The following is a 22,336-nucleotide window of genomic DNA, read 5'->3' as shown; positions in this document are numbered from 1 at the left end:
GGGCGAAGCGCCGTTCACGCAGGCATCATATCTGACTTGCCAGCTTCATCTACGTCAGCCGAAACTTTCTATCTCAACAGCTTCATTGAGGTGCCTTTGCATAGCCTCACAGAAACTCGCAGGCCAAAAACGCGCGGGGAGCACCATGATTCCCTGCTCCCAAGGACTGGCGAGCACGGGTAGGACCTGAGGATGCAAAACGCCATTTACTAGGTGACGGCGTTCAAACAAGACGCTGGAGAGGGCAACGGTGGCCCCGTCACAATATAATTTCGGCAATGGCGCGTGCAGGGTTCGACCATAATCATCCGCGAGAAGGTCCGCTAAAGCTTGTAGCGTAACTTCATTTAGGTCTTTGCGGCCTCGATATTCAAAAAGTCCCGACGCAAAATCGCCCAATAAACGCGGGCTATCTATAAATCTTTTATCGAAGCTGTAGATCATCTTGCCTGGGCAATTATCCCGACCTGGCTCAAAAAGAAGCGTGTTCGCAATCGTCAGGCCCGCGTAGATAATCTTACCTGTTTGCAGTAAGTTTCGCTGACGATTTAGAAGGTCTGACAACGGGTCATCCTTATCCAACCAAATTGGGCGTCGAATAAGGTCATGTTTTTTGGGACTATCTCGGAATGGCGCAAACGCCGCTTCAGCATCTTCTAGAGCCATCCCGAAATCATAACCTTGGTTCGGGTCAGTCAGATCAATATGAGATTGCCTGTCTGTCGCGATACTGTTTGGGGCCACCAAATTTTTGAAAAACATTGTAAAAACCCAAAATGCAGGAACTCAGATATTACACTTTAAAAGAAGGGGAAGAAAATAAGAACCCTCCACTCGGAATACGAGTGGAGGGCTAAAGCCTCAAAACCTAAATGGGGTAGGTTTTAAGGGGAGAGACTTATGAATGGCCGTCAGATTTTGGTAGCAAGACGCCGCTGATCACGTGAACTGTTCCGTTGGACTTTGTGATGTCGGCGATTTCGACCTTCGACTTGCCGCCGTTTTCGTCTTTGATCTTTAACGTGTCGCCATATTTCATAACTTTCAACTTTGCACCTGAAATGGTCGTCACCGTCAGCTTGCCGCCATTGGCGTCTACGGCAGCCACAATGTCAGCGGCGGAGAGATTACCCGCCACAACGTGCGAAGTGAGAATGCTGGTCAACATCGCTTTATTTTCTGGCTTTAACAATGTCGCGACCGTGCCGTCTGGCAGAGCGTCAAATGCAGCATTTGTCGGCGCGAACACCGTAAAAGGTCCGGGCCCCTGCAAGGTTTCAACTAAGCCTGCGGCTTTTACTGCGGCTGTCAATGTGGACAGGTCTGGCGTGCCAACAGCGGCATCAATAATTGTACCAGAGGCATAAGTTGAGGCCGATGCGTGTTTGGCCGTTGCACCCATGACGGCCGTGATCGGGGCCGCCGCTGTTTGATGGGTCGCGGAGGCTTCCTGATTTTTCTTCCAATTACAATCATCGGCAAAGCTAGCGGTTGCAGATGTGAGGGCCAAAGCGAGCGCTGCCGTTGCGACAGTGACTTTACGGGTAAATGTTCTTTCCATGAGGGGTCTCCAGTTGAGCGTGCCAGCCGGATATGCGGCGGGAACATAGACCCTACGCATAGACCCGTGGAAAAAGATGGGATCATCACGCGCCCGTGATTAACTCTTACACGCCTTTAATCTGCCAGTTAGGTCGCCGTAAGAAATCCGCGTCAGGCCGTCGCAATTTGAACACAATTAAATCCAATCGCGAGAGATAGGGCCCATAAAGATCAAACGCATCGAAACGATCTAAACAGCTGAATATATAAGCCTTGATGGACGGATTAAGTTTCAGGCTTGTAGGTCACGGTCGATGTTGGCTTTACCTCGGTCGAGGGCTTAGGTTTTGCCTTGGGCCTAACTTTTGCTTTGGACGCGGCCTTTGACGTCGTCGGTTTTGATTTGGCCGTTTTGGACATAATGTTTGCACCAAACTCTGATTGCGCGAAGGCCTCAACAGCAGCAGCGATTTGCGTACCACCATTAGACGAAAACAAATCCATAACTTGCGTCATACCGTTGGTAGATGATCCAGAATTCGCAATGACCTTAACATCAGCATTGGTGAGAGCCTCAGCCTGTTTACTTCCAACAACCTCGTAAGCATCAATTGCTTCGATGTTAGGCGTGTTCCACCCACGCAATGCCGCGGGTGATAATGTACGACGTTGATACTTTGGAGCGCAACCCCAAGCCCTGCCAATCAGCGAACTAAGCCCGATCCGCCTGCATCACGAGTTTTTTATAGTCGCGGAGATCACCGTCATACCGTTTCGCTTTGCCATTATTGACCAACCAAAGTTGGTCGGCTGTGGCTTCGGCAAGGTACACATCATGGGTGATGAGGAGGACGGCGCCTGGGAAATCGTTGAGCGCATAGATCAGGGCTTCGCGGCTATCGATATCCAAATGAGACGTCGGCTCATCGAGGATCAAGACATGCGGCTTTTCAATCGACATGAGGCCGAGCAGCAATCGCACTTTTTCGCCGCCCGATAATTTCTCAACATTGGTTTCGACTTTCTCGTGAGAGAAACCCATTTGCGCCGCCTTGCTGCGGGCTTGGCTTGAGGCCGTGCCTTTGGGCAGAGCCTGGGTCACGTGATCGAGAACGGTTTCCCCCTCGGTCAATTCGTCGAGCTGATCTTGCGAGAAATAGCCAATTTTCAAACTGGACGAGGCTTTGCGGTTACCCGTCATCAGCGGCAGACGTTGCGCGATGGATTTCACGAGCGTTGTTTTGCCCTGCCCGTTCGCACCGACAATCGCCACGCGGTCGTCCGGATCAAGCCGTAGTGAAACATTGCTGAGAATTTTAGCATCGTCGCCATATCCCAAATCGGCATTTTCTAGCTCAAGCATTGGCGGGGCGAGTTTGCCTTTGGGAGCGGGGAAATTAAAGGGCGTCGTACGTTCCGCAATCGGGATCGCAATGTCTTGCATTTTCTCGAGCATCTTTACGCGCGATTGGGCTTGGCGCGCTTTGGAAGCTTTCGCTTTGAAACGATCGACGAAGGCCTGAAGATGTTCGCGGTCTTTATCCTGCTTTTCTTTTTGCGACGTCAATTGCGCAACTTTAGCCGCGCGAAGTTTCATCCAGTCGTCATAACCGCCTGGCGTGACGGAAAGCTCTTGATGTTCCAGAGCCAAAGTATGGGTTACGGACCGGTTGAGCATTTCACGATCATGGCTCACCATAATTACAGTGTAGGGATAACGCTGGATGTAACCTTCCAGCCAAGCCGCGCCTTCCAAGTCGAGATAGTTTGTCGGCTCGTCTAGCAATAGCACATCAGGTTCACTCACCAGAACACCTGCAATCGCGGCGCGCATCCGCCAACCGCCCGAAAACTCTTTCGTCGCGCGATGGAAGTCATCAGGCTTAAATCCAAGACCGGACAAAACAATGGCGGCGCGCGTATCCGCGTTCCACGCGTCCATATCTGTCAGGCGCTCATAAATTTCGCCGAGGAGGTCAGGATCGGTTTCCGTTTCCGAAGCTTTCATCAATCGACTGCGTTCAATATCCGCGGCTAGGACCACATCCATGATCGTGTCGTCATTGGCTTCGACCTCTTGCGCAACCCAGCCCAGACGTGCGCCTTTGTTCAAACGAATGGAGGCGTCATTTGCGGCCTCTTCCACCTCTTCGCGAATGAGGCGCAGCAAAGTTGATTTACCTGTACCATTTCGCCCGATTAGCCCGACTTTCCATCCTGCGGCAATATGCGCGGAGGCCTTGCGAAACAGAGGTCGACCCTGAACGGCGTAATCGAGATCAGTAATAGCTAACATGCGCGACCCGATAGCCATAGCGACGCGAAAGGCAAGGTATAAGGGCTGTTGAGACTGCGTCCTGAAAGTAAGGTCTTTCGGTTTCGGCTGGCGCCAGACCCAGCGTACAACCTTTAAAACCGAAGACGCGCGGTCAGAATAAAGGACTTATTCCCCAAACGTCCCGAGCGCTGAGTCGCTTCTTGTGCCACCTAAGCCCCTAAATCTTTTATAGTTTTTAATACTCATTCTCGTTCTCACAAAATTTCAGGGAATTACCCCGACAAATTCTGCGGCGTGTTGTCGCAATGGCAATCCAAAACCTCGGATGCGGGGGAGTTATGCAAAAAACGCCGTACGGACATCGTTGTTATTCGGATTGCAAAATGTATAAATTGTCACACCTGCCAGGACCGTTATCCTGGATAACGACTGTTGAAAGCGCGTTATGACTTCGAACATCCGGAAAACTTACTTCAAAGAAGATGATTCCCTCATCGTGATTGGTTTAATCCTAGTCCTAGGATTTATCTGGTCTCTATTTGCTGCGCATCCTACGGATGCCCCCGGCATGATCTACCCAACGTTAGAGATGCATGGCTTCATGATGATGGGCGCCTTTTTGATTGGCATCATCGCCATTGTTTTCAAACTGAGCGACGGTTTGCCGAAGTTTGACCAGGGCGAATATCAGGATGACGTCATAAAAGCGGGCGTTATTGCCACCACATTCTGGGGCATCGCAGGAATGCTTGTCGGGTTGATCATCGCCTGCCAGCTCACTTGGCCTAACATTTTCTATTTCGAGAGCCTCCCTTGGACAAACTTTGGACGTCTGCGTCCACTCCATACCTCGGCTGTTATCTTCGCCTTTGGCGGTAACGCCCTCATCGCGACGTCTTTTTATGTCGTCCAGCGGACGTGTCGAACTCGCCTGGCAGGCGGCATGTGGCCGTGGTTTGTCTTCTGGGGGTATCAACTCTTCATCGTCTTGGCCGCGACAGGCTACCTCACAGGTGTCACCCAATCGCGCGAATATGCCGAGCCAGAATGGTATGTGGATATTTGGCTAACAATTGTTTGGGTGGCGTATCTTCTGGTTTTCCTCTGCACTTTGGCAAAGCGTAAAGAGCCGCATATTTATGTCGCGAACTGGTTCTATCTCGCCTTTATCATTACCGTCGCAATTCTACATCTCGTCAATAATATGGCTCTACCAACAGGCCCTTTTGACGCGAAAAGCTATTCGCTGTTCTCGGGCGTTCAAGATGCGATGACCCAATGGTGGTATGGTCATAACGCGGTTGGTTTCTTCCTCACCGCGGGCTTCTTGGCCATCATGTATTACTTCATTCCAAAGCGGGCCAATCGTCCCATTTGGTCTTATAAATTATCTATCGTCCATTTCTGGGCTGTTATCTTCATCTACATCTGGGCTGGACCGCATCACTTGCATTTCACCGCCTTGCCGCAATGGACGCAAACGCTTGGTATGGCCTTTTCCATCATGCTTTGGATGCCTAGCTGGGGCGGAATGATAAACGGCCTGATGACGCTCCAAGGCGCATGGGACAAGTTACGGACAGACCCTGTCTTACGTATGCTCGTTGTCTCCGTTGCCTTTTATGGCATGGCGACCTTTGAGGGACCGCTGATGTCCATCCGTTATGTAAACGCGCTTTCGCATTATACTGAATGGACCATCGGACACGTTCACTCTGGTGCGTTGGGCTGGAACGGCTTTGTGACCTTTGGTGCACTCTATTGCATGGTGCCATGGCTCTGGAAAAAGAAGGAAGTCTATTCCCTCCGTCTCGTTGAATGGCATTTCTGGTTGGCGACCATCGGCATCCTTTTCTACATCACATCCATGTGGGTAGCAGGGATTATGGAAGGCCTCATGTGGCGCGCCTATAACGATCTCGGCTTCCTCGAATATGCCTTTATCGAAACTGTGTCCGCGAAACATATTTCTTATGTTGTTCGCGCTCTGGGCGGCGGTCTGTTCTTGGCCGGCACTTTGATCATGGCGTTTAACCTTCGCATGACAGTCAAAGGCAAAGGCGGTGCCGAGTCGCTTGAGGGCGATGTGCCGTTGGCGAAGAAGCCCGTTATCCCAACCGCACAGCCTATCTTGGTTGGAGAGTAATCATGTTTTTAAAGCTCCATCAAAAACTCGAAAAGAAATCTTTCGGCCTTCTTCTGGGCATCATCGGGGTCGTCTCCGTTGGCGGCTTGGTTGAAATCGCGCCTCTGTTTTATATCGATAGTACAATTGAGCAGGTTGAGGGTATGCGCCCATACACACCTCTCGAACTAGCTGGCCGAAATATCTATGTGCGCGAAGGCTGTTATACCTGTCACTCGCAAATGATCCGTCCTTTGCGGGATGAAGTTGAACGGTATGGTCATTACTCGCTGGCTGCGGAATCCATGTATGACAAACCGTTTCAATGGGGATCCAAACGAACCGGACCAGACTTGGCTCGCGTTGGCGGAAAATATTCGGATGAATGGCACAAGTTACATCTGGAAGATCCGCGCGCCGTGGTGCCGGAGTCCATTATGCCTCCGTATAAGTTCTTAAGCGAACGCAAGCTCGACTACAAATCCATGTCTGCACATTTGAACGCTAACCGGAAATTAGGCGTCCCCTATACCGAGGAAATGGTCGAACTCGCAGTCTCTGATCTGAAAACTCAGCTTGATGAATATGCTGACGATTATGATGGCTTCCTGGCGCGCTACCCCAAGGCAGTTGTGCGTGAATTTGACGGCAATTCCAACAAAATCAGCGAGATGGACGCTCTGATTGCCTATCTGCAAATCCTCGGAACGCTTGTCGACTTCGATACTTACGAAGCTCAAAAAGACGAGAACCTACGATGAGCTACGATGTCTTTGCGCATTTCGTCAAAATGGGTGGTACCGTTTTTTTTACCGGGTTTTTCGTGCTCACAATTATCTATGCGCTTTGGCCAAAGAACAAAGCGCGTTTCGAACGCGCCGCACAACTACCTTTACTAGACGACGACCATCCAGAAGTTTGAGATAGATCATGTCAGATAAAAACCCATACATTGATGAGCTCTCGGGTACCGAAACCACCGGTCACGAATGGGACGGCATTGAAGAATTGAACACGCCTATGCCGCGTTGGTGGCTTTGGGTCTTTTACACTTCGATTGTTGTGGCGCTCCTCTATGCGATCGCAATGCCATCCATACCTTTGCTAAACTCGCACTTTAAAGGGGTCTTAGGGCATTCAGACCGCGCCGCAGTTAATCAGGAAATGGAAGAGATGCAGGCGCGACGCGCGGTTTTTGCAACAAAGCTCTTGGATACGGATCTTGAGACTATTCAGGCTGACCCAGAGCTCTTCCGCTTTGCGATGGCCGCTGGGAAATCGGCCTTTGGGGACAATTGCGCCACGTGCCATGGGTCGGGTGCCCAAGGCTTTAAGGGTTATCCGAACCTGAACGATGACATCTGGCTTTGGGGCGGCTCATTCGAAGATATTTTGCACACGTTGAAGGTCGGTATTCGCGCCACACATGAAGATACGCGTATCGGTCTGATGCAAGCTTATGGTCGGGACGGATTGCTGACTGCGGATCAAATCTCTGACTTGGCGCATTATGTCCAAAACCTGTCTGGTAACGGAATAGACGCAGAAGCCGCATTGCGTGCCGCACCGCTCTTTCAAGAAACGTGCTCCACATGTCATGGCACAACAGGCATGGGCGACCGCGCACAAGGTGCGCCAAACCTCACCGATGCGGAATGGCTGTATGGGGGGTCTTATGCAGACATCACCCAGACGCTCTATGGTGGCCGTCAAGGCGTTATGCCCAATTGGAATGAACGCCTGCCCTCAGAAACGATTTCAGCCCTCGCTGTGTATGTTCACAGTCTCGGTGGTGGCGAGGATACCCCCCCGATCAACACAGAAAATCTGCCCTAGAAACCTGTTATGACAACATTGATAGACAATACGCCGAAGCGCAAAAAAGTAGCTGACGGTGTAGAGCAATCGCTTGCGGTGGCGACATCCCCGTCTACACCGCAAAGTCTCTATGCCAAACGCGTAAAACTCTATCCAAAATTGGCCCATGGTTTTTTTCGAAACATTAAATGGGTCGCGCTTTTCGTCTTACTGGGTATCTATTACATCACGCCTTGGATTCGTTGGGACCGAGGACTCGATCAACCGAACCAAGCGGTTCTCGTTGATTTTGAAAATGCACGTTTCTACTTCTTCTTCATCGAAATTTGGCCGCAAGAAGTTTACTACATTACAGGCTTGCTGATCCTGGCCGCGCTCGGCCTATTCCTCGCGACCTCTCTATTCGGTCGGGTTTGGTGTGGCTACGCCTGTCCGCAAACGATCTGGACGGATCTTTTCATACAGGTTGAAAAGTTCTTTGAAGGCGACCGCAATGCTCGGATGAAATTGGACAAAGCGCCATGGACCGCCAAGAAGATATATAAGAAATCAGCCAAGCATATTGTTTGGGTGATCATAGCCGCGATGACGGGTGGTGCGTGGATATTGTACTTCCATGATGCGCCGACGATTGCGCGAGATTTTTTCACCGGTCACGCGCCAACCACATCCTATGTTTTCATCGCTTTAATGACCTTTACAACCTACTGGCTGGCGGGTCACATGCGTGAACAAGTTTGCACCTATATGTGTCCTTGGCCCCGTATTCAGGCGGCCATGATTGACGAAGAAGCGTTGAACGTCACCTATCGTTATGATCGCGGCGAACCACGCGGCCCACACAAAAAAGGGGCAACATGGGAGGGACGCGGTGATTGTATCGATTGCCGTCAATGCGTCGCGGTCTGTCCTGTCGGGATTGATATTCGCGATGGCTTGCAGCTGGAATGTATCGGCTGTTCATTATGTATCGATGCCTGCGACGAGATCATGGTCAAGATTGATCGTCCGAAAGGCCTGATCGCATTTGACACAGACAAAAACGTGCAGCGTCGTATTGATGGCGAAAAACCCCGCATCAATCTTATTCGCCCCCGAACCGTTATCTATGCCGTTCTTTTCGCGGCGGTCGGCTCTCTGATGCTTTATTCTCTGCTCAACCGCTCGACCTTAGACATGAATGTTTTACGCGATCGTCAACCGAACTACGTGACGCTTTCCGATGGAAGCATTCGTAATGGCTACACAATTAAAGTCCTAAATAAAGCGACAGAACCCAGACAACTCGCCCTAAGCGCGGAAGACTTACCATCGCCCTTAATTGAGGTCGCAGGACAACGCCGCGGTGCCGATGTCATTTTGGATGTACCTGCCGATAACACGTTGGACTTTCGTATCTTCGTAACAGAAGACGATCTCGCTGGCCTCGCGCAAAAAACTGACTTCACGTTCACGATGACAGACATGAAGACAGGCGATGAAACCACAGAACGAGCCATCTTTATCAGCGGCGGACCGAAGTAGTGGCCAAGCAAGAGAAAAAACAAAAAGAGCTCACAGGACGGCATGTCTTGTTGATGGTTGTTGCGTTTTTCGGCGTTATCTTCGCGATCAATGCTTACTTCATAACCGCAGCGGTTACGTCCTTCCGTGGCGAAGATGTTAAAGGCTCTTATCGACAAGGTTTGGAATATAACCAACAGCTAGAAACGCGCCGCGCCGAAGGTCAACTGGGTTGGAGTGCGAGCTACAACGTTATTAATACAGAAACGGATTCGCCTCGTGTCATCGTTGCTTTGAAGAAAAAATCCTCGCCCCTCGCAAACCTCGACATTTCGGGCACACTCCGCCATCCGACAGACACGAAAATGGATAAGACCGTCAGCTTTGTCGAAACAAAGTCAGGTCAATATGAGATGGTTGAACCTCTGCCTTCGGGCCAATGGCAATTACGCGCCACGGCTACAGACGGGGCAGACACATTTAACTTCCAGCATGACCTATGGACAAAGTAACGCCCGACCGCGCGGCAGACGTCGAAGGCTGTCCGTCTGGTCTTCAAGACACGCCCATTCGAGAAACCGACCCGTTTGGCGCTGATCTGGCGCTCGACGACTTCGTTACGGTGAAGAATGATTTGGCTTCAATCGACCTGATTGTTCAAGGTGCACATTGCGGCGGATGCCTCGCAAAAATTGAACGTGGTATAGGCGAGTTAAATGGCGTACGAACGGTCCGTATGAACTTATCAACGATGCGCCTGCACGTAGAGTGGACGCAGAGCGCTCTCTCTGTTCAGGCGATAGTTCAATGCCTCAGCGATCTGGGATATGGCGCCGCCCCCTATGAAATTAATGTCGCGCAGTCCCAATCGGAAACAGATTTGAGACGTCTCCTAAAGGCGGTGGCCGTAGCTGGGTTCGCGGCCACCAATGTTATGCTGCTGTCAATCGCCGTCTGGAGCGGCGGCGGCGAGATGACAGAATCAACGCGCACTGCCTTCCATTGGATATCCGCACTGATTGCCCTTCCCGCCGTGACCTATGCGGGACAGCCGTTCTTTCGATCGGCTTGGGGCGCTCTTAAAAACCGTCAAACCAATATGGACGTGCCAATATCTTTGGCAGTTCTGCTCGCCTGCGGCTTGAGCCTCTATGAAACAGTAAATGGCAACCCCGACACCTATTTCGACGCGGCCGTTATGTTGCTATTCCTTTTGCTTATCGGGCGATATTTAGACGCAAAACTACGTCATAAAACCGGTGAAGCGGCCCAGCGCCTAGCGGCGATGCAAAGCACCTCGGCGACGCGGATTTTGCCCGACGGCAGGTTAGAAACGATCCCGACCCGCCGTGTCTCTCCCGGCGACACATTATTGATCCCCGCGGGTCAACGTATTCCCGTAGACGCAGAAATCATATCCGGGTCGTCAGAAATCGACACCCAACTCGCAACAGGCGAAACGCTTCCAGTCCTCAAAAATCCGTCTGACATCATTTACTCTGGCATGGTGAACCTCACCAACCCCCTCACGGTCACGGCCATTTCCGCGGAAACGGACTCCTTTCTCGCTGAAATTTCGAACTTGGTGCAAGCCGGAGAGCAAAGTAAAAGCCGCTTTGTCAAAATCGCGGATAAGGCCGCGCAAGCCTATGTCCCCATTGTCCATACCCTAGCTATCGCCACATTTATTGGGTGGCTGCTCTTTGGTGCGCCCCTCCGACAAGCGTCATTAAACGCAATTGCCGTTCTAATAATCACCTGTCCTTGCGCTTTGGGACTAGCCGTACCAGCGGTTCAGATCGTAGCCAGTGGGCGTCTTTTTGCGAAAGGCGTTTTACTGAAATCTGGGGACGCACTTGAACGTCTAGCCGAAATCAAGTCGGTTATCTTTGACAAGACGGGCACGCTGACGCAGGGAAAATTCCAATTGGACAATAAGGCTGATATCTCGGCGGCTGATCTACAATTTGCTGGAGCCTTGAGCGCGCAATCTCGTCATCCCATCGCTAAATCCCTACATATCTATGCTGGCCCACTTACAGCCATCGATGTCACGGAAACGCCCGGCGTTGGCCTGACCGGGTTGATTGACGGACAGACCGTGAAATTCGGTGCGCGAGAGTCGATCGCAGACAATGGCCTGTCCACGCAAAGTTGGTTACAGCGCGAGGGGAAAAAACCCGTTATGTTCGCTTTTTCAGACGCCCTACGCCCGGAAGCTAAATCCACAATCGACAGAATCTCCGCGTTAGGCCTGTCCTCACAAATTCTATCGGGCGACACTCAAGCCAGCGTCGAAGCGGTTGCCTCAATATTGGGGCTTGATCACGCACAAGGCGGCGTTTCCCCCAAGGGAAAACTCGAAATTCTCACGGCATTAAATGCAGATGGAAAATTGCCGTTGATGGTCGGTGATGGATTGAACGATGCGCCAGCGCTCGCCAATGCCCATGCCTCCGCCTCTCTTGCAACTGCCTCTGACATCAGCAGGTCAGCTGCCGACATTATTCTGGCGGATGACTCATTAAGCGGTCTTCCAGATGCCATCATGATTGCGCGACATGCGAAACGTCGTGTTATCCAAAACCTTGGCGCGGCTATTCTCTATAATTTTATTGCGGTGCCGCTCGCCGTCTTTGGGTTCGTGAACCCATTGGTCGCCGCCCTCGCCATGTCTGGCTCGTCGATGATTGTTACACTGAACGCATTACGTCCGATGAAAACATGACTGCGCTATTCTGGCTCATTCCGCTCGCCCTTCTATTGGGACTAACTGGACTCATTGCATTTTTCTGGTCTGTTCGAGATGGTCAGTTTGATGACCCAAAAGGTGACTCAAGCCGTATTTTAACCGACGACGATCATCCGATTGTGGACGACTAAGACGTTTCGCCATCATCCAAATCTTTGCGTGCATCGCAAATTGCATGACACGCGGAGTTCTGGTGTTTTGGCATATCCGCAGGATCGCTGGATCCCCCGAGATTCAATAAAATAATTTGGCCGCCACACATCGAGATTTCAACCCAGCCGTCTTCAGACGCTTGAGCTGGCGATGACGTGATAGCAGAAAAAAGCAGAACAGCCGCAAGCAGTTTGGCAATATATGTCATGCTTGCTCCCGCGTCTAAAATTGCGATAATTCCTGTTAGCGTTCTACGCCTGATGGGACAACAGCGAAAACAGATACCCTGTCATTTATTCCGGAAAACCATAGCCCAAGAAAAACGCCGATTCGGCCTTCTTGAAATGCGCTAGATCCCATCAAAACCCGCAAGTGGAACCCGATTTTTTGATATAAAATCTCACGGGAGTAGCTAGAGTGGTCGCATGATGGGCCCTGATCAAGACGTATGGTATAGTTCGATCTCCGACCGAACATCGCAAAAGCACTATGCCGCCGAAGAGATTATTGCGTTGCAGGGGGAACCCATTGATTTCGTCGGGTATGTTTTGTCAGGGAAAGCCAAAGCGGTCGCCTATTCCGAAAATGGCGATGCGACATGGGTGGGGCACTTTCAAGCGGGCGAGTTTCTGGGTCACACCTCATTGCTTACAAACTCGCCGGTCCGTTTCGAAATCAGTGCTGAGACAGACGTCAACATCATCCGCGTCAGCGTCCCCGTCATGCAGGACTTACTGTCGACAGAGCACGGGCTAAACGCGACCTTAGCAAAAGACCTTGCAGCGCGGCTGGATGGGATGACCTCTCGATTGATAGAGGCGTTTACACTGTCGACAAAAGGCAGAATTTGTGCCGAACTCTCTCGTTTGTCACGTATCATCGGGATCATGCCGGGAAATTTGATCATTCGCCCCAGCCCCGTTTTTGTTGAGCTGGCCCAAAGGGTTAATTCAACCCGCGAAACAGTTTCGCGGACTGTCAGCGAACTTCAGAAAAAGAATATTGTCACCCGCGAGCCCGGGGCCCTCGTCATATTGGACCCCGACGCCCTACGGCGTGCGATCGTCTGAGGTTGACGTTGTGTCGATAGCATAACATCGAAACGACCCACCCGCATCATCCTCGACAAGACCTGCGAAAGTGATTTTAAATCGGTCGCCTTGCGAATAGGCTAAAAGACTCGCAAAATTCTCTGACGCTAATAGGCTTTGCGGCGATCCTCGCTCCACCATGCTCTGCAATAGGTGGGAATGATGATTGGCGGATAGGTGCACATCCAGCGCCACTTGCGCGTCAGGATCTTCTGCCCGCAAGTTCAATGCCGTTCGGACGGCCTCTACAACGGTTTTAAATTTATGCGTTGAACCATCACCAGATCGTTGAAGCGCGAAGATTGTGGACGAAGCCAGAGATTGTTGAGGCGGCGTTTCATTTTCCGCTTTTTCGGCGGACGGCGTCCCAGCCTGAGGGAACTTTAGGGTGATTTGCGTGTGTCCAGCTTTAGCCCAATCCGCCGCATGCATTGCCGTATAGGACGTCGTTTCGTTTGCATTCCAAATCAAAATTTGGGCTGGCTGGACCCGCATGGACTGCCCCCAAAGGATCGTCTGCCCCATGGCGACTAACCCGGACAGACGATTAATTTCTTCGTCCGGCCATGGCCCGTCGACTGCTAAAATCTTTAATGATGAAGCCCGGTCAAGACAGGTTTCAAATCTCTCAAGCCATGACACACCAAATGGACGCACAGAGTGCTCGATAAAACGGTCTTTGGGACAAGGTAGAACGACATGCAGCGCAGCGCCCTCTGACAATAGCGCTTCGGCCAGTATGATGTCCGACCCTGCCGCAAGAGCACCATAACCCGCCCCCACATCACAGCGTTGGATTGAATCAATAGCCTGGGTTCTCAGGTCATCTTCTTGAGTGTCCGTTAAATGAAGGCGCATTCGTCCCCCAAAATGAACCGGACGTGGCGGTCTGAAAGGCGTCAACCAATCTTTTGACGTCCCTCGCTTTTCCAAGATCATTTCAAATTGTTTGAGGGTCGTGGCGTGTGCAGCATAATTAAGCGGATCAAATGCAATTGCCGCCTGTAAATACAGACTGGTCGAAGTGAAGTCCTTTTTGAGCAGCGCACATTCGGCGCGCGTGGCCTGAATGAAATAATGGTCCGTTGGTGTTAAACTGTCAGGTTCAGGTAATATTTCTTCGACCGCAGCGACACGGGCCAAGACAGTCGCTTCGGGCACGTCCGCCATAAGGGCCATGGTCGCGCTATTGATACCGGAATAATATCCCTGCGTTTGTCGAAACGCGGTCTCATATTTTTCCATTGCCTCGCGCGCGAAAGCCTGCCGTTCCGGCAGAGGTGCCCGCAAATACTGATCTTTTGACAGACGCCCGTTCAGAGACATAATGTCTTCGTTGCCTTCGACCTTCAACAGGCCAAAGCGCTCATATTCTGCGATGGCGAGATCCAACGCACCGGCGCGGGCAAGCGATAGAACTACTTGGTGTTGGAGCGACCTATTATGAGGCTCAGCTTTAAGCCCCTCCATTCCAGCTTCGTAGTTCTGGATATAATTATGCTCGCGTAGAAGAGTCATGGTGAATGGCTTAACGTCTTTTCGGGTGAATTAAAGCGTATATGCGTCTTTGTAACGCCCATCTGTTTTCACTGCCGTGACGACGGTCATGGTCATCCATGGTTTTTGCTGGAATTACAGTCCTTTCAAACCTAGGCAAGAGTGATGGGGAAGTCATGTTAAGGGAAATTGGTCTGGTAAGAGCCTTGATGATCGCTTGGGGCGGCGCTCTTCTGCTATTGACAAGCGCTCCAATGTCTTGGGCCCAAACGTCGATCAAAGACGTTCCAGTGACCTATAATAAACTCTACCAATTGGAAGATGCCTATACGATTATCTATGATAATCTAACCGAGACCGCCAAACTCCACGCGTTTCAAATCGAATTTTTTGGCCCTGATGGCGAAATTTTGGCCACCACCGATATTGAACGCTTTCCTTTAGGGGCTCGAATACAAGGGTTTTCCCTGCGAGACCCCATTGTCGGATTTCAAAAAGTCCAGCTCTCGGTTATCAGCTTGCACGCGGGGGACATTGGCGACATGCCGTCCTCCATAAGTTCTGCGTTGGCCTTAAACGAGCAGAATGAAGTCGTTGTGCCAGTTATAGAAAACAGAGCCCCCCTTGCACGTGATGGTAGCTTCGAATTTGAAGCTTCGACGATGCCAATTCGAGGCCAAATTTCCGGCCTTTATTCCGACCCAGATGGAGACGCATTAAGAGCAACTCAAAGCGCAACGGTTACGCCCGATCTAGCCGCAACATTGGATGCGGATGGAGGCTTCACATTAAACCGACCTTCCGTCACGGGAAGTTTTGATCTGCCCTATGTCGTGACGGACCCGCAGAATGCGACCGCAGAGGCCACCGTGACGATTAATCTCACGCTTCCTGACGCAATTAAATTTGCTTTAGAGGACGCCTCTTTTGCGGCGGATAAAACGCGACTGAATATCCAAGATAAAATGGATTTCCATATCGCGAACACGTCGACAGAGGATGCTATCCTGTCGCGCCTGAATATTCTAATCAGTGAGACCCAAGTTTTATCTCGGGCTTCCGAGGTGTCGAAAATCCCAGAATTAAAAGCCGAGATTGATCGTCTTTCTAGCGCGATGGCGACTGCAAAAACCCAGGCCGCCGCGCTGACGTTCACCCAAAATCTCACCGCAGCCGAAAATGAAGTAACCACCCTCAAAACGCAAATCACGGAGCTTCAGAGAGAAAGCGAAGCCAGCGGCGTCAACATCACTGTGATGGCCGACGCTATTTCTCAGACGCGGCAAGCCCTGGAGAATATCGAACAAACGACACAAACCCTTTCCCCGCCGGAGCCGATAACCCTGTCACAGATTGAAGCTTGGGAGGCGGAACACGCGACCCTGAGAAGCCAACTCCCTTCGACATTTGGCACTCGCTTTTGGATCGCCATAGCAGGCTTGCTCATCTTCGCGGCGGTGGTCTTGAAATTTGTAATGTCGTCCAAGGCCAAAAAAATCGCCATCCAAACGACAGAACAGCTAACCCGCACCCGCTTGGGATTAAAGCGGGTTGCGCCGGCAGGGGTTGTCTTCCCTGCCAGCCCCTTGCTGGCCACCCATGTGTCGGCCCCCCTGACGGCCTCTGCGAAGCTAACGGCGTCACAATTGCAAAGCCTGACGGGTCCTTATTCTGTTCTGCGGGAGGGATATCTCGCGACGGGGCGGATTGGGTTTGCACAAGTCGGCGTGCCCAGTGCGGAAGACTATTCTTTCGGAACGGGCTTCCTGATTTCCGACAGGCACGTGTTGACCAATCGTCACGTCTTCGGCCTCTACGGGCATTACCTCATGTCAGAGAACGATCCTGGCGGGATAGAATTCATTGCGGAGAAAGGGTCGAACCATTCGGATTTCGTACCTTTTGACGGAACACCGCCACGCCTCATCCCCAGCCTAGATATCGCAATTTTCACGCTGGCGCGGCCCGTCACAAACCGCAAACCCATCGCGTTCAAGCCGATAGAGGCGGATGATCTCGACACGCGAGAGATCATTGTTATCGGCTATCCCGACACACATACGCCGAATGATCCCGAGATTTTATCCGTGGTTGAGGATGATCCCGTCTTTGCCGTGAAACGCATCAGTCAAGGTCAGATTTTCAGGCACAGCACAGACACGGACACACCCTTTGGGGTTCGGGCTTCTGTCAGTATCGATGATGACACGAGTTTCACCATGCCCGCCATTTGCCACAATGCCTCGACATTGGGCGGCAATTCAGGCTCGCCCTTGCTGGATATCCGCACGGGGGACTTGCTGGGCGTTCACTTTGCGGGATTCAAAGTCTTCAACCAAAAAGAGGCTGCAAATCTGGCCATGGCCGTGCAGCAACTCACAGAACATCAAGACATTTTATCTCTGAACGCGTGACCGCGATCACAGAAACAACAAGAACACGGGGCTAAATAAGATGACATTAAATAGGGAGAAAATTATGGCACGTCCAACCAAAGGCGATATCAAACCGAATGCGGAATATTTAAAAGAATGGGATGATTACCAACGCACCAACGACAGCAAAAAACCGATCTTGCTGCCGATCAGGGTCAGTATAGAAGACGGCATCATCGACCGAGATCGGATCAAACAAGAGGTTATTGCGGGATGGCGCGATGAGCTACTTGTGGAATTCCACGATCATTGCTGCAATCCAAAGGGCTATCTGGAAGATCGCTATGATGTAGATGATTTCCAGATCATGTTGGATGACTATATAGAGTATTTCGAAAGTGATAATAAAGACGGACCACGTCCGCCAAGTCCACTCGATTTCAAAATCAATCGGCCCGTCTGGTTCTTGTTTTACCTGCCACGCCCCAATTGGCGTTTCACGGACACCATTCAATTTAGCACAGAAAATGATCGGGACGATTTTGGACGGAATTTCGAGAAAATCACGACCCTACAGAACGGCAATATACTGGTCCTCGCCAATCACTGCCGCTCAACTCCCGTCGGGTTGAAATATAATCTGCACGTGACCATCGCACAGAATCAAGACGGACGAGAGGTTTACACGGATATTATTATTGATCCGGGAACAGATAATGGGACTCGTGGAGGCAATAACGGGCAGAGCATTCCATAACTCAAACGTTGAACTAGACTTGTCAGACTAATTCACTGCCGTTCAAGGGCCGCAATTTCGATGCGGTCCGAAATTTTTTTTCTGTCGACAAAAGTCAAATTATTCATTTCAACACGTTCTAAAAACGCTTGCAGGTAACGAATATAGTCATTCCTCCACGTCGCGTTTTTGGGGTCTTGAAGCAATAATAAGTCATATTGTTGGTAAGATTGATCAATTGTCTCAATTAATAGTTCGGGCGATTCCTCTATCAATCCATCTGTCACAAGGCGAGATAACGTCTGCGCATATCGAAATCGAACAGTAAAATCGTTTGGGTGAACATCTAGTAGTCCCGTATAAATATCTAGCCGTTTCTGCCTGTAGATTTTTGATTTTTCGGGCTTGTCCGAATTCAGAGAAATCTGGGCTAACCCTTCAAAGACATTCGCTATTTCCATTTGAGTGGACATGGAATTTGGAGAAATTCTAAGGGCGGCTTCAAAATATTTTTTTGCCTCATTATAGTTTTCTTGCGCGGCTTGAACATTTCCAAGTTTATCTTGAGCTTGCGCCACATTATTTAGGCCCCACCCCTTCTCCATTACCCAGTCATAGTCGGTCGGGTCTTTCTGATAGAGCATATCCGCATATTCGGCATAAGCCTCGAAATATGGCAGAGCAGATTCATGATCATTCACATCTAGATATGTCTCACCAACCCAATACTCGCTTTGTGAATGCGCAAAAATCGCATCTGTATCATCTGGATTTCGATAAAAAACTTCTTTTGTGACACGTGCGGCGGCCTCGATTTGAGTACGCGCTTTTTCCAAATCCCCCGCATCCAAAGCCACCTGCCCCAATATATGGCGTGCACTAGCCTGCCTCGTAAGACTGTCATCGGGCAGCGAGTCTATGTCTTGCGCGTCGTAATATTGCACGGCGCGGTCCCCGACGCTGTCGAGGATGTCCAACCGCCCGACAGGTTCTAGTTTCTCCTTTAAGTCCGTAATCATATATTCGACCAAACCTTCGGCCTGCATACGGTTGGTTTCGGCCGCTTTGCGGGCGTTCACGGCCGTAAAAGTCGTCGTCGCCATGAACGCGGAAAAGGCCACAGCCGCGGCCGTCACGCCCTGCAATCGGCGGCGGCGGCGGCGCGTGTCACGTTGGATCAATGTGTCCAGCCCCACACCCAGCATAGAGGCCGCGAGTTGCGTGACGCCCAAACGAAAGCTGTCGCGGGATTGCCCCAAATTGGCCGCGAGAGGTTCTCGTCCGCCGTCTAACAATGCGGGTGGGAATGACGTTTTAGGCGTGCCTTCGACCAAAACGCAGAGGATGGCGGCCTCTCCATGGACCGTGCGGAACAAGCGTATTTCTTCATTCACCCAATGCGAGAGTTTCGCGGCGGGTGAACACAGAACGATCAAAACGCGCGATCCCATAACGGCGTCATGGATTTTTTCCGATAAACTATGGTGGGCGGTTAACTCTGTTGTATCGCGGAATAAGGGCGACAGGCGATTGGAGGACGAGCCCGCTAGGTCTTTGGGGGTTTTGAAAGTTTCCAATGCACGTTGCAGCCGCGCGGCCACCGCTTCATCCGCATGCGCATAGGATATAAATCCCGCATATTTATACGCAGACGCCACACCAACCCTCCCTAGCTCAGTCGACCTCTCCATCTATGGCGTCATTTATTCACATAACGCAATGATCAAAGCCGATTTAGAGAATTGAGGAGAACGGAGGGCTAGGCAAGGCTTAGGGTTAATTCGAACCAAAATTACGCTCGTGCCTTACGTCCCCACTAATTTAGCCAATGTTTCGATCCGGTCGGCTTCATCAGCAGGCTTATCCCAACGGATTCTATGGATGCGAGGAAACCTGAGCGCATAACCAGACTTGTGGCGGGTGCTGACTTGGGCAGCATCAAATGCGACCTCAAAGACAAGTGCTTTTTCGACCTCTTGGACTGGCCCGAACCTTTGCAGTTTGTTTGCCCGGACCCAATTGTCGATCTTTTTCAGCTCCTCATCTGTGAAGCCGAAATAAGCTTTTCCAATGGGTAAAAGCGTGTCGTCGTCCGACCACAGACCAAATGTATAATCAGAATAAAAAGAAGAGCGTTTTCCCGTTCCACGCCGCGCATACATCAAAACCGCATCCAGAAGGAACGGGTCACGTTTCCATTTATACCAAGCATGTTTGGGGCGGCCAGAAGCATAGACGCTGCTGACGTCTTTGATCATCAGGCCCTCAATTAAGCCGCCCGTATTGGCCGCCTGCTCACGGAGGGCGAGAAGATCATCCGTCGTTTGATAAGGCAGGGTTTCGGATATGGAAAAGCGCTGGCCATCGCGCTCGTTTAGGGCCTCTTCGAGCTTTTCTCTCCGTTCGCGTAACGGCAGTTGACGCAATGAGTCTGGGCCCCACTCCAATACATCATAAGCGATGACATGGGCTGGTAGTTTCGACAGCAGCGCCTTCGAAGGTTTCTTTTTGTTGAGCCGTTGCTGTAGATCATTGAAAGACCCCAATTCGCCATCAGGTCTGACAAGGAGTTCGCCGTCAATCACGCCATTGAAATCAATGGCTGCGATCAAGTCAGGGAAACTCCCAGAAATATCTTCGCCTTTGCGTGAAAATATTTTGACGTCTCGCGCCTCGCCGGCTTTTCCATTCGCGGCAATTTGCACGCGAATACCGTCCCATTTCCATTCGACTTGGTGTGTATCTGCTGAAATGCGAGTGAGGTCTTTTTCAACATCGATGGGATGGGCCAGCATAACAGGTGAAAAGGTCACAACGTCGCTCATGTCTGGCAAGTCCGCGGTGCCATCAACCCAAGCGAATAAATCTAAATAGGGCGGCGCAAGTCCATGCCAGGCCGCCTCAACAACGTCTACATCCACCTCCCTCATCTTTGCGAGCGTTTGTTTGACGGACCTTGCGGACATGCCGATACGGAGGCCCCGCGTCCCGAGCTTTAACAACGCCCAGCGTTGGGACGGGCTCATATTATCAAGAAGCGTGATTAAATAGGCTTGGATGCCGGCTTTATCCCGGGATTGAAACTCCTCAATAACTTCGTGCAATTGTGGAAGCCGGTTAAGCCTGACGGGGTCTTCAGATTTGGGCCAAGCCAAGGCGACGGTCTCGCTCATCTCGCCGACATAATGACGCGACATATCAAATAAGAACGGGTCCATGCGCGCCATCATCAAAGATTTAATGACGTTGCGTTTGAACAGATCAAAGGTGAGCGTGCCCGCAATCGCCGCCAGGGCCCAGCCTCTGTCGGGATCGGGCGTAGAGCGTAGGTAGTTCGATAAGATCGTTTCCTTCGCCAAGTTGGAATTGGTGAAATAGAGGTCATCTAAGAGTTCAGCGAAACGTTCCATTATTCGACACTCTCATCGCGCCCAATGAGGTTCAGCGCTTTGGCGTTCATACCCCGCGCCTTTAAGGCGTATTCCAAAGCTTCCACACGCCCATGTGTAATCCAGATGTTAGGGGCCTGTGTCTCTTCACAGGTTCGGATTAGGTCGCCCCAATCTGCGTGGTCAGACACAACGAGAGCCATTTCAGCTCGTTTTTGTCGGGCGCGCGCTCGGATTTGCATCCATCCACTCGCGACCGTGGGTAAAGGGTCAGCAAATCTACGGGACCAACGATCATTAATTTGGGCGGGCGGACACAAAACGATTTTGCCTTGGAAGACATGTTTGTCCGCGCGTGGAATATCACTCACCATCTCCCAAGCCCCAAAATCTTGCCCATAGGACTCGTAAAGCTCCGTCAGTTTTTTGAGTGCCCCGTGCATGTAAAACGGATCTTCATATCCCGCGAGACGCAGCGTCTTCATAACGCGTTGGCATTTGCCCAATGCATAGACCCCGACGATATGTGTGCGGTTCGGAAGCGCGCGAAGCGAACGCAAAAGCTTTTCGACTTCTGCCTCCAACGGCGGGTGTTGGAAGACAGGAAGAGCGAATGTCGCCTCCGTAATAAATACATCGCAAGGAACAACTTCAAATGGGGCGCAGGTCGGGTCGGGGTGGCGCTTATAATCGCCTGCGGCGACAACCCGTGTGCCTTCATATTCCAGCACAGCTTGAGCGGAGCCGAGTATGTGCCCCGCACTGGCGAACCAGAGGGTAACGCCGCCGCCGAGGTCAAATCTCTGTCCATATTTCAGGCCAGTCTCTTGCGTTTCCTCGCCCAGATAATATCGCGTTCGCATGATGTCGATGGTTTCGGGGGTCGCAAAAACTTCGCCATGCCCTGACCGAGCGTGGTCGGCGTGCCCATGCGTGATAATGGCACGTTTCACCGCCTCAGTCGGATCAATATAGATATCCGCGGGCACGCAGTACAACCCTTCAGGGCGAGTTTGCATCCATTGTTCGGCTGAGGCGTTAGTCATAAGAATTCCATACCTGCAAATACTGAGGCAA

Annotated in this window: 20 protein-coding genes; 11 read left to right on the top strand and 9 right to left on the bottom strand. The window is 51.2% G+C overall.

Annotation, left to right across the window (positions count from 1 at the left end):
* Positions 1 to 54: 54 nt before the first annotated feature.
* From IE073_RS11140 to IE073_RS11125, 4 genes are all read right to left on the bottom strand, one after another.
* Positions 55 to 762: a hypothetical protein gene (locus tag IE073_RS11140; protein ID WP_189585737.1), complete on the bottom strand. Its 708-nt coding sequence runs from the start codon at positions 760 to 762 to the stop codon at positions 55 to 57.
* Between the two features lie 136 nt (positions 763 to 898).
* Entirely contained in the window at positions 899 to 1,561 is a 663-nt protein-coding gene (locus IE073_RS11135; RefSeq protein ID WP_189585733.1) for a fasciclin domain-containing protein, read from the bottom strand.
* A gap of 266 nt (positions 1,562 to 1,827) precedes the next feature.
* On the bottom strand, positions 1,828 to 2,187 hold the full coding sequence (locus IE073_RS11130; protein ID WP_189585730.1) for a hypothetical protein: 360 nt from the start codon (positions 2,185 to 2,187) through the stop codon (positions 1,828 to 1,830).
* Between the two features lie 67 nt (positions 2,188 to 2,254).
* Positions 2,255 to 3,838, bottom strand: a complete 1,584-nt coding sequence (locus IE073_RS11125; RefSeq protein ID WP_189585725.1) for an ABC-F family ATP-binding cassette domain-containing protein — start codon at positions 3,836 to 3,838, stop codon at positions 2,255 to 2,257.
* 427 nt (positions 3,839 to 4,265) lie between these two features.
* On the opposite strand from IE073_RS11125, the gene ccoN reads away from it, so the two are divergent.
* Genes ccoN through ccoS form a run of 8 tightly spaced genes read left to right on the top strand, consistent with a single transcriptional unit; the run spans position 4,266 to position 12,149 of the window.
* The gene (gene ccoN / locus IE073_RS11120) at positions 4,266 to 5,966 is read left to right on the top strand and encodes a cytochrome-c oxidase, cbb3-type subunit I (protein ID WP_189585722.1); all 1,701 of its coding nucleotides are present in this window, start codon (positions 4,266 to 4,268) and stop codon (positions 5,964 to 5,966) included.
* A gap of 2 nt (positions 5,967 to 5,968) precedes the next feature.
* Complete coding sequence (gene ccoO, locus IE073_RS11115) at positions 5,969 to 6,706, top strand: cytochrome-c oxidase, cbb3-type subunit II (protein ID WP_189585719.1); 738 nt, start codon at positions 5,969 to 5,971, stop codon at positions 6,704 to 6,706.
* The gene (locus tag IE073_RS11110) at positions 6,703 to 6,867 is read left to right on the top strand and encodes a cbb3-type cytochrome oxidase subunit 3 (protein WP_189585716.1); all 165 of its coding nucleotides are present in this window, start codon (positions 6,703 to 6,705) and stop codon (positions 6,865 to 6,867) included. The genes ccoO and IE073_RS11110 overlap by 4 nt, the downstream gene beginning before the upstream one ends.
* A gap of 8 nt (positions 6,868 to 6,875) precedes the next feature.
* Entirely contained in the window at positions 6,876 to 7,781 is a 906-nt protein-coding gene (ccoP, locus tag IE073_RS11105; RefSeq protein ID WP_189585713.1) for a cytochrome-c oxidase, cbb3-type subunit III, read from the top strand.
* A gap of 9 nt (positions 7,782 to 7,790) precedes the next feature.
* Positions 7,791 to 9,287 carry a cytochrome c oxidase accessory protein CcoG gene (ccoG, locus tag IE073_RS11100; protein ID WP_189585710.1) on the top strand — a complete coding sequence of 499 codons (1,497 nt, stop codon included), beginning with the start codon at positions 7,791 to 7,793 and terminating at the stop codon, positions 9,285 to 9,287.
* Positions 9,287 to 9,778, top strand: a complete 492-nt coding sequence (locus IE073_RS11095; protein WP_189585707.1) for a FixH family protein — start codon at positions 9,287 to 9,289, stop codon at positions 9,776 to 9,778. Before ccoG ends, IE073_RS11095 begins: the two co-directional genes overlap by 1 nt.
* Positions 9,766 to 11,994, top strand: a complete 2,229-nt coding sequence (locus IE073_RS11090; protein ID WP_189585704.1) for a heavy metal translocating P-type ATPase — start codon at positions 9,766 to 9,768, stop codon at positions 11,992 to 11,994. The genes IE073_RS11095 and IE073_RS11090 overlap by 13 nt, the downstream gene beginning before the upstream one ends.
* Entirely contained in the window at positions 11,991 to 12,149 is a 159-nt protein-coding gene (gene ccoS / locus IE073_RS11085; protein WP_189585701.1) for a cbb3-type cytochrome oxidase assembly protein CcoS, read from the top strand. The genes IE073_RS11090 and ccoS overlap by 4 nt, the downstream gene beginning before the upstream one ends.
* Here the strand turns inward: ccoS and IE073_RS11080 are convergent.
* On the bottom strand, positions 12,146 to 12,379 hold the full coding sequence (locus tag IE073_RS11080; protein ID WP_189585698.1) for a hypothetical protein: 234 nt from the start codon (positions 12,377 to 12,379) through the stop codon (positions 12,146 to 12,148). The two genes, ccoS and IE073_RS11080, sit on opposite strands and share 4 nt — an antisense overlap.
* Before the next feature lie 217 nt (positions 12,380 to 12,596).
* Between IE073_RS11080 and IE073_RS11075 the strand changes: the two genes are divergently transcribed.
* Positions 12,597 to 13,241 (top strand): Crp/Fnr family transcriptional regulator, encoded by a 645-nt coding sequence (locus IE073_RS11075; protein ID WP_189585695.1) that lies wholly within the window; start codon positions 12,597 to 12,599, stop codon positions 13,239 to 13,241.
* Here the strand turns inward: IE073_RS11075 and IE073_RS11070 are convergent.
* On the bottom strand, positions 13,221 to 14,780 hold the full coding sequence (locus IE073_RS11070) for a TRAFs-binding domain-containing protein (RefSeq protein ID WP_189585692.1): 1,560 nt from the start codon (positions 14,778 to 14,780) through the stop codon (positions 13,221 to 13,223). The two genes, IE073_RS11075 and IE073_RS11070, sit on opposite strands and share 21 nt — an antisense overlap.
* Positions 14,781 to 15,013: 233 nt before the next feature.
* On the opposite strand from IE073_RS11070, the gene IE073_RS11065 reads away from it, so the two are divergent.
* Both IE073_RS11065 and IE073_RS11060 read left to right on the top strand, forming a co-directional pair.
* Positions 15,014 to 17,173, top strand: a complete 2,160-nt coding sequence (locus tag IE073_RS11065) for a trypsin-like peptidase domain-containing protein (RefSeq protein ID WP_233350024.1) — start codon at positions 15,014 to 15,016, stop codon at positions 17,171 to 17,173.
* Between the two features lie 64 nt (positions 17,174 to 17,237).
* Positions 17,238 to 17,891: a hypothetical protein gene (locus tag IE073_RS11060; RefSeq protein ID WP_189585686.1), complete on the top strand. Its 654-nt coding sequence runs from the start codon at positions 17,238 to 17,240 to the stop codon at positions 17,889 to 17,891.
* A 32-nt stretch (positions 17,892 to 17,923) separates the two neighbouring features.
* On the opposite strand, the gene IE073_RS11055 is transcribed toward IE073_RS11060, so the two are convergent.
* The 3 genes from IE073_RS11055 to IE073_RS11045 form a co-directional block, all read right to left on the bottom strand.
* Positions 17,924 to 19,528: a toll/interleukin-1 receptor domain-containing protein gene (locus IE073_RS11055; RefSeq protein ID WP_189585682.1), complete on the bottom strand. Its 1,605-nt coding sequence runs from the start codon at positions 19,526 to 19,528 to the stop codon at positions 17,924 to 17,926.
* A 147-nt stretch (positions 19,529 to 19,675) separates the two neighbouring features.
* The gene (locus IE073_RS11050) at positions 19,676 to 21,280 is read right to left on the bottom strand and encodes a cisplatin damage response ATP-dependent DNA ligase (RefSeq protein WP_189585679.1); all 1,605 of its coding nucleotides are present in this window, start codon (positions 21,278 to 21,280) and stop codon (positions 19,676 to 19,678) included.
* Entirely contained in the window at positions 21,280 to 22,305 is a 1,026-nt protein-coding gene (locus IE073_RS11045; protein WP_189585675.1) for a ligase-associated DNA damage response exonuclease, read from the bottom strand. The genes IE073_RS11050 and IE073_RS11045 overlap by 1 nt, the downstream gene beginning before the upstream one ends.
* Positions 22,306 to 22,336: the final 31 nt, after the last annotated feature.

The organism is Litorimonas cladophorae, from assembly GCF_014652455.1.
GTDB lineage: Bacteria > Pseudomonadota > Alphaproteobacteria > Caulobacterales > Maricaulaceae > Litorimonas > Litorimonas cladophorae.
This window is presented reverse-complemented; position numbering and strand designations above follow the sequence as displayed.

Excerpts from the sequence above, each read along its gene's own strand:
- IE073_RS11140 (WP_189585737.1), bottom strand. The coding sequence starts at position 762 with ATGTTTTTCAAAAATTTGGTGGCCCCAAACAGTATCGCGACAGACAGG.
- IE073_RS11135 (WP_189585733.1), bottom strand. The coding sequence starts at position 1,561 with ATGGAAAGAACATTTACCCGTAAAGTCACTGTCGCAACGGCAGCGCTC.
- IE073_RS11125 (WP_189585725.1), bottom strand. The coding sequence starts at position 3,838 with ATGTTAGCTATTACTGATCTCGATTACGCCGTTCAGGGTCGACCTCTG.
- ccoN (WP_189585722.1), top strand. The coding sequence starts at position 4,266 with ATGACTTCGAACATCCGGAAAACTTACTTCAAAGAAGATGATTCCCTC.
- ccoO (WP_189585719.1), top strand. The coding sequence starts at position 5,969 with ATGTTTTTAAAGCTCCATCAAAAACTCGAAAAGAAATCTTTCGGCCTT.
- IE073_RS11110 (WP_189585716.1), top strand. The coding sequence starts at position 6,703 with ATGAGCTACGATGTCTTTGCGCATTTCGTCAAAATGGGTGGTACCGTT.
- ccoP (WP_189585713.1), top strand. The coding sequence starts at position 6,876 with ATGTCAGATAAAAACCCATACATTGATGAGCTCTCGGGTACCGAAACC.
- ccoG (WP_189585710.1), top strand. The coding sequence starts at position 7,791 with ATGACAACATTGATAGACAATACGCCGAAGCGCAAAAAAGTAGCTGAC.
- IE073_RS11090 (WP_189585704.1), top strand. The coding sequence starts at position 9,766 with ATGGACAAAGTAACGCCCGACCGCGCGGCAGACGTCGAAGGCTGTCCG.
- ccoS (WP_189585701.1), top strand. The coding sequence starts at position 11,991 with ATGACTGCGCTATTCTGGCTCATTCCGCTCGCCCTTCTATTGGGACTA.
- IE073_RS11080 (WP_189585698.1), bottom strand. The coding sequence starts at position 12,379 with ATGACATATATTGCCAAACTGCTTGCGGCTGTTCTGCTTTTTTCTGCT.
- IE073_RS11075 (WP_189585695.1), top strand. The coding sequence starts at position 12,597 with ATGATGGGCCCTGATCAAGACGTATGGTATAGTTCGATCTCCGACCGA.
- IE073_RS11070 (WP_189585692.1), bottom strand. The coding sequence starts at position 14,780 with ATGACTCTTCTACGCGAGCATAATTATATCCAGAACTACGAAGCTGGA.
- IE073_RS11065 (WP_233350024.1), top strand. The coding sequence starts at position 15,014 with ATGTCTTGGGCCCAAACGTCGATCAAAGACGTTCCAGTGACCTATAAT.
- IE073_RS11060 (WP_189585686.1), top strand. The coding sequence starts at position 17,238 with ATGGCACGTCCAACCAAAGGCGATATCAAACCGAATGCGGAATATTTA.
- IE073_RS11050 (WP_189585679.1), bottom strand. The coding sequence starts at position 21,280 with ATGGAACGTTTCGCTGAACTCTTAGATGACCTCTATTTCACCAATTCC.
- IE073_RS11045 (WP_189585675.1), bottom strand. The coding sequence starts at position 22,305 with ATGACTAACGCCTCAGCCGAACAATGGATGCAAACTCGCCCTGAAGGG.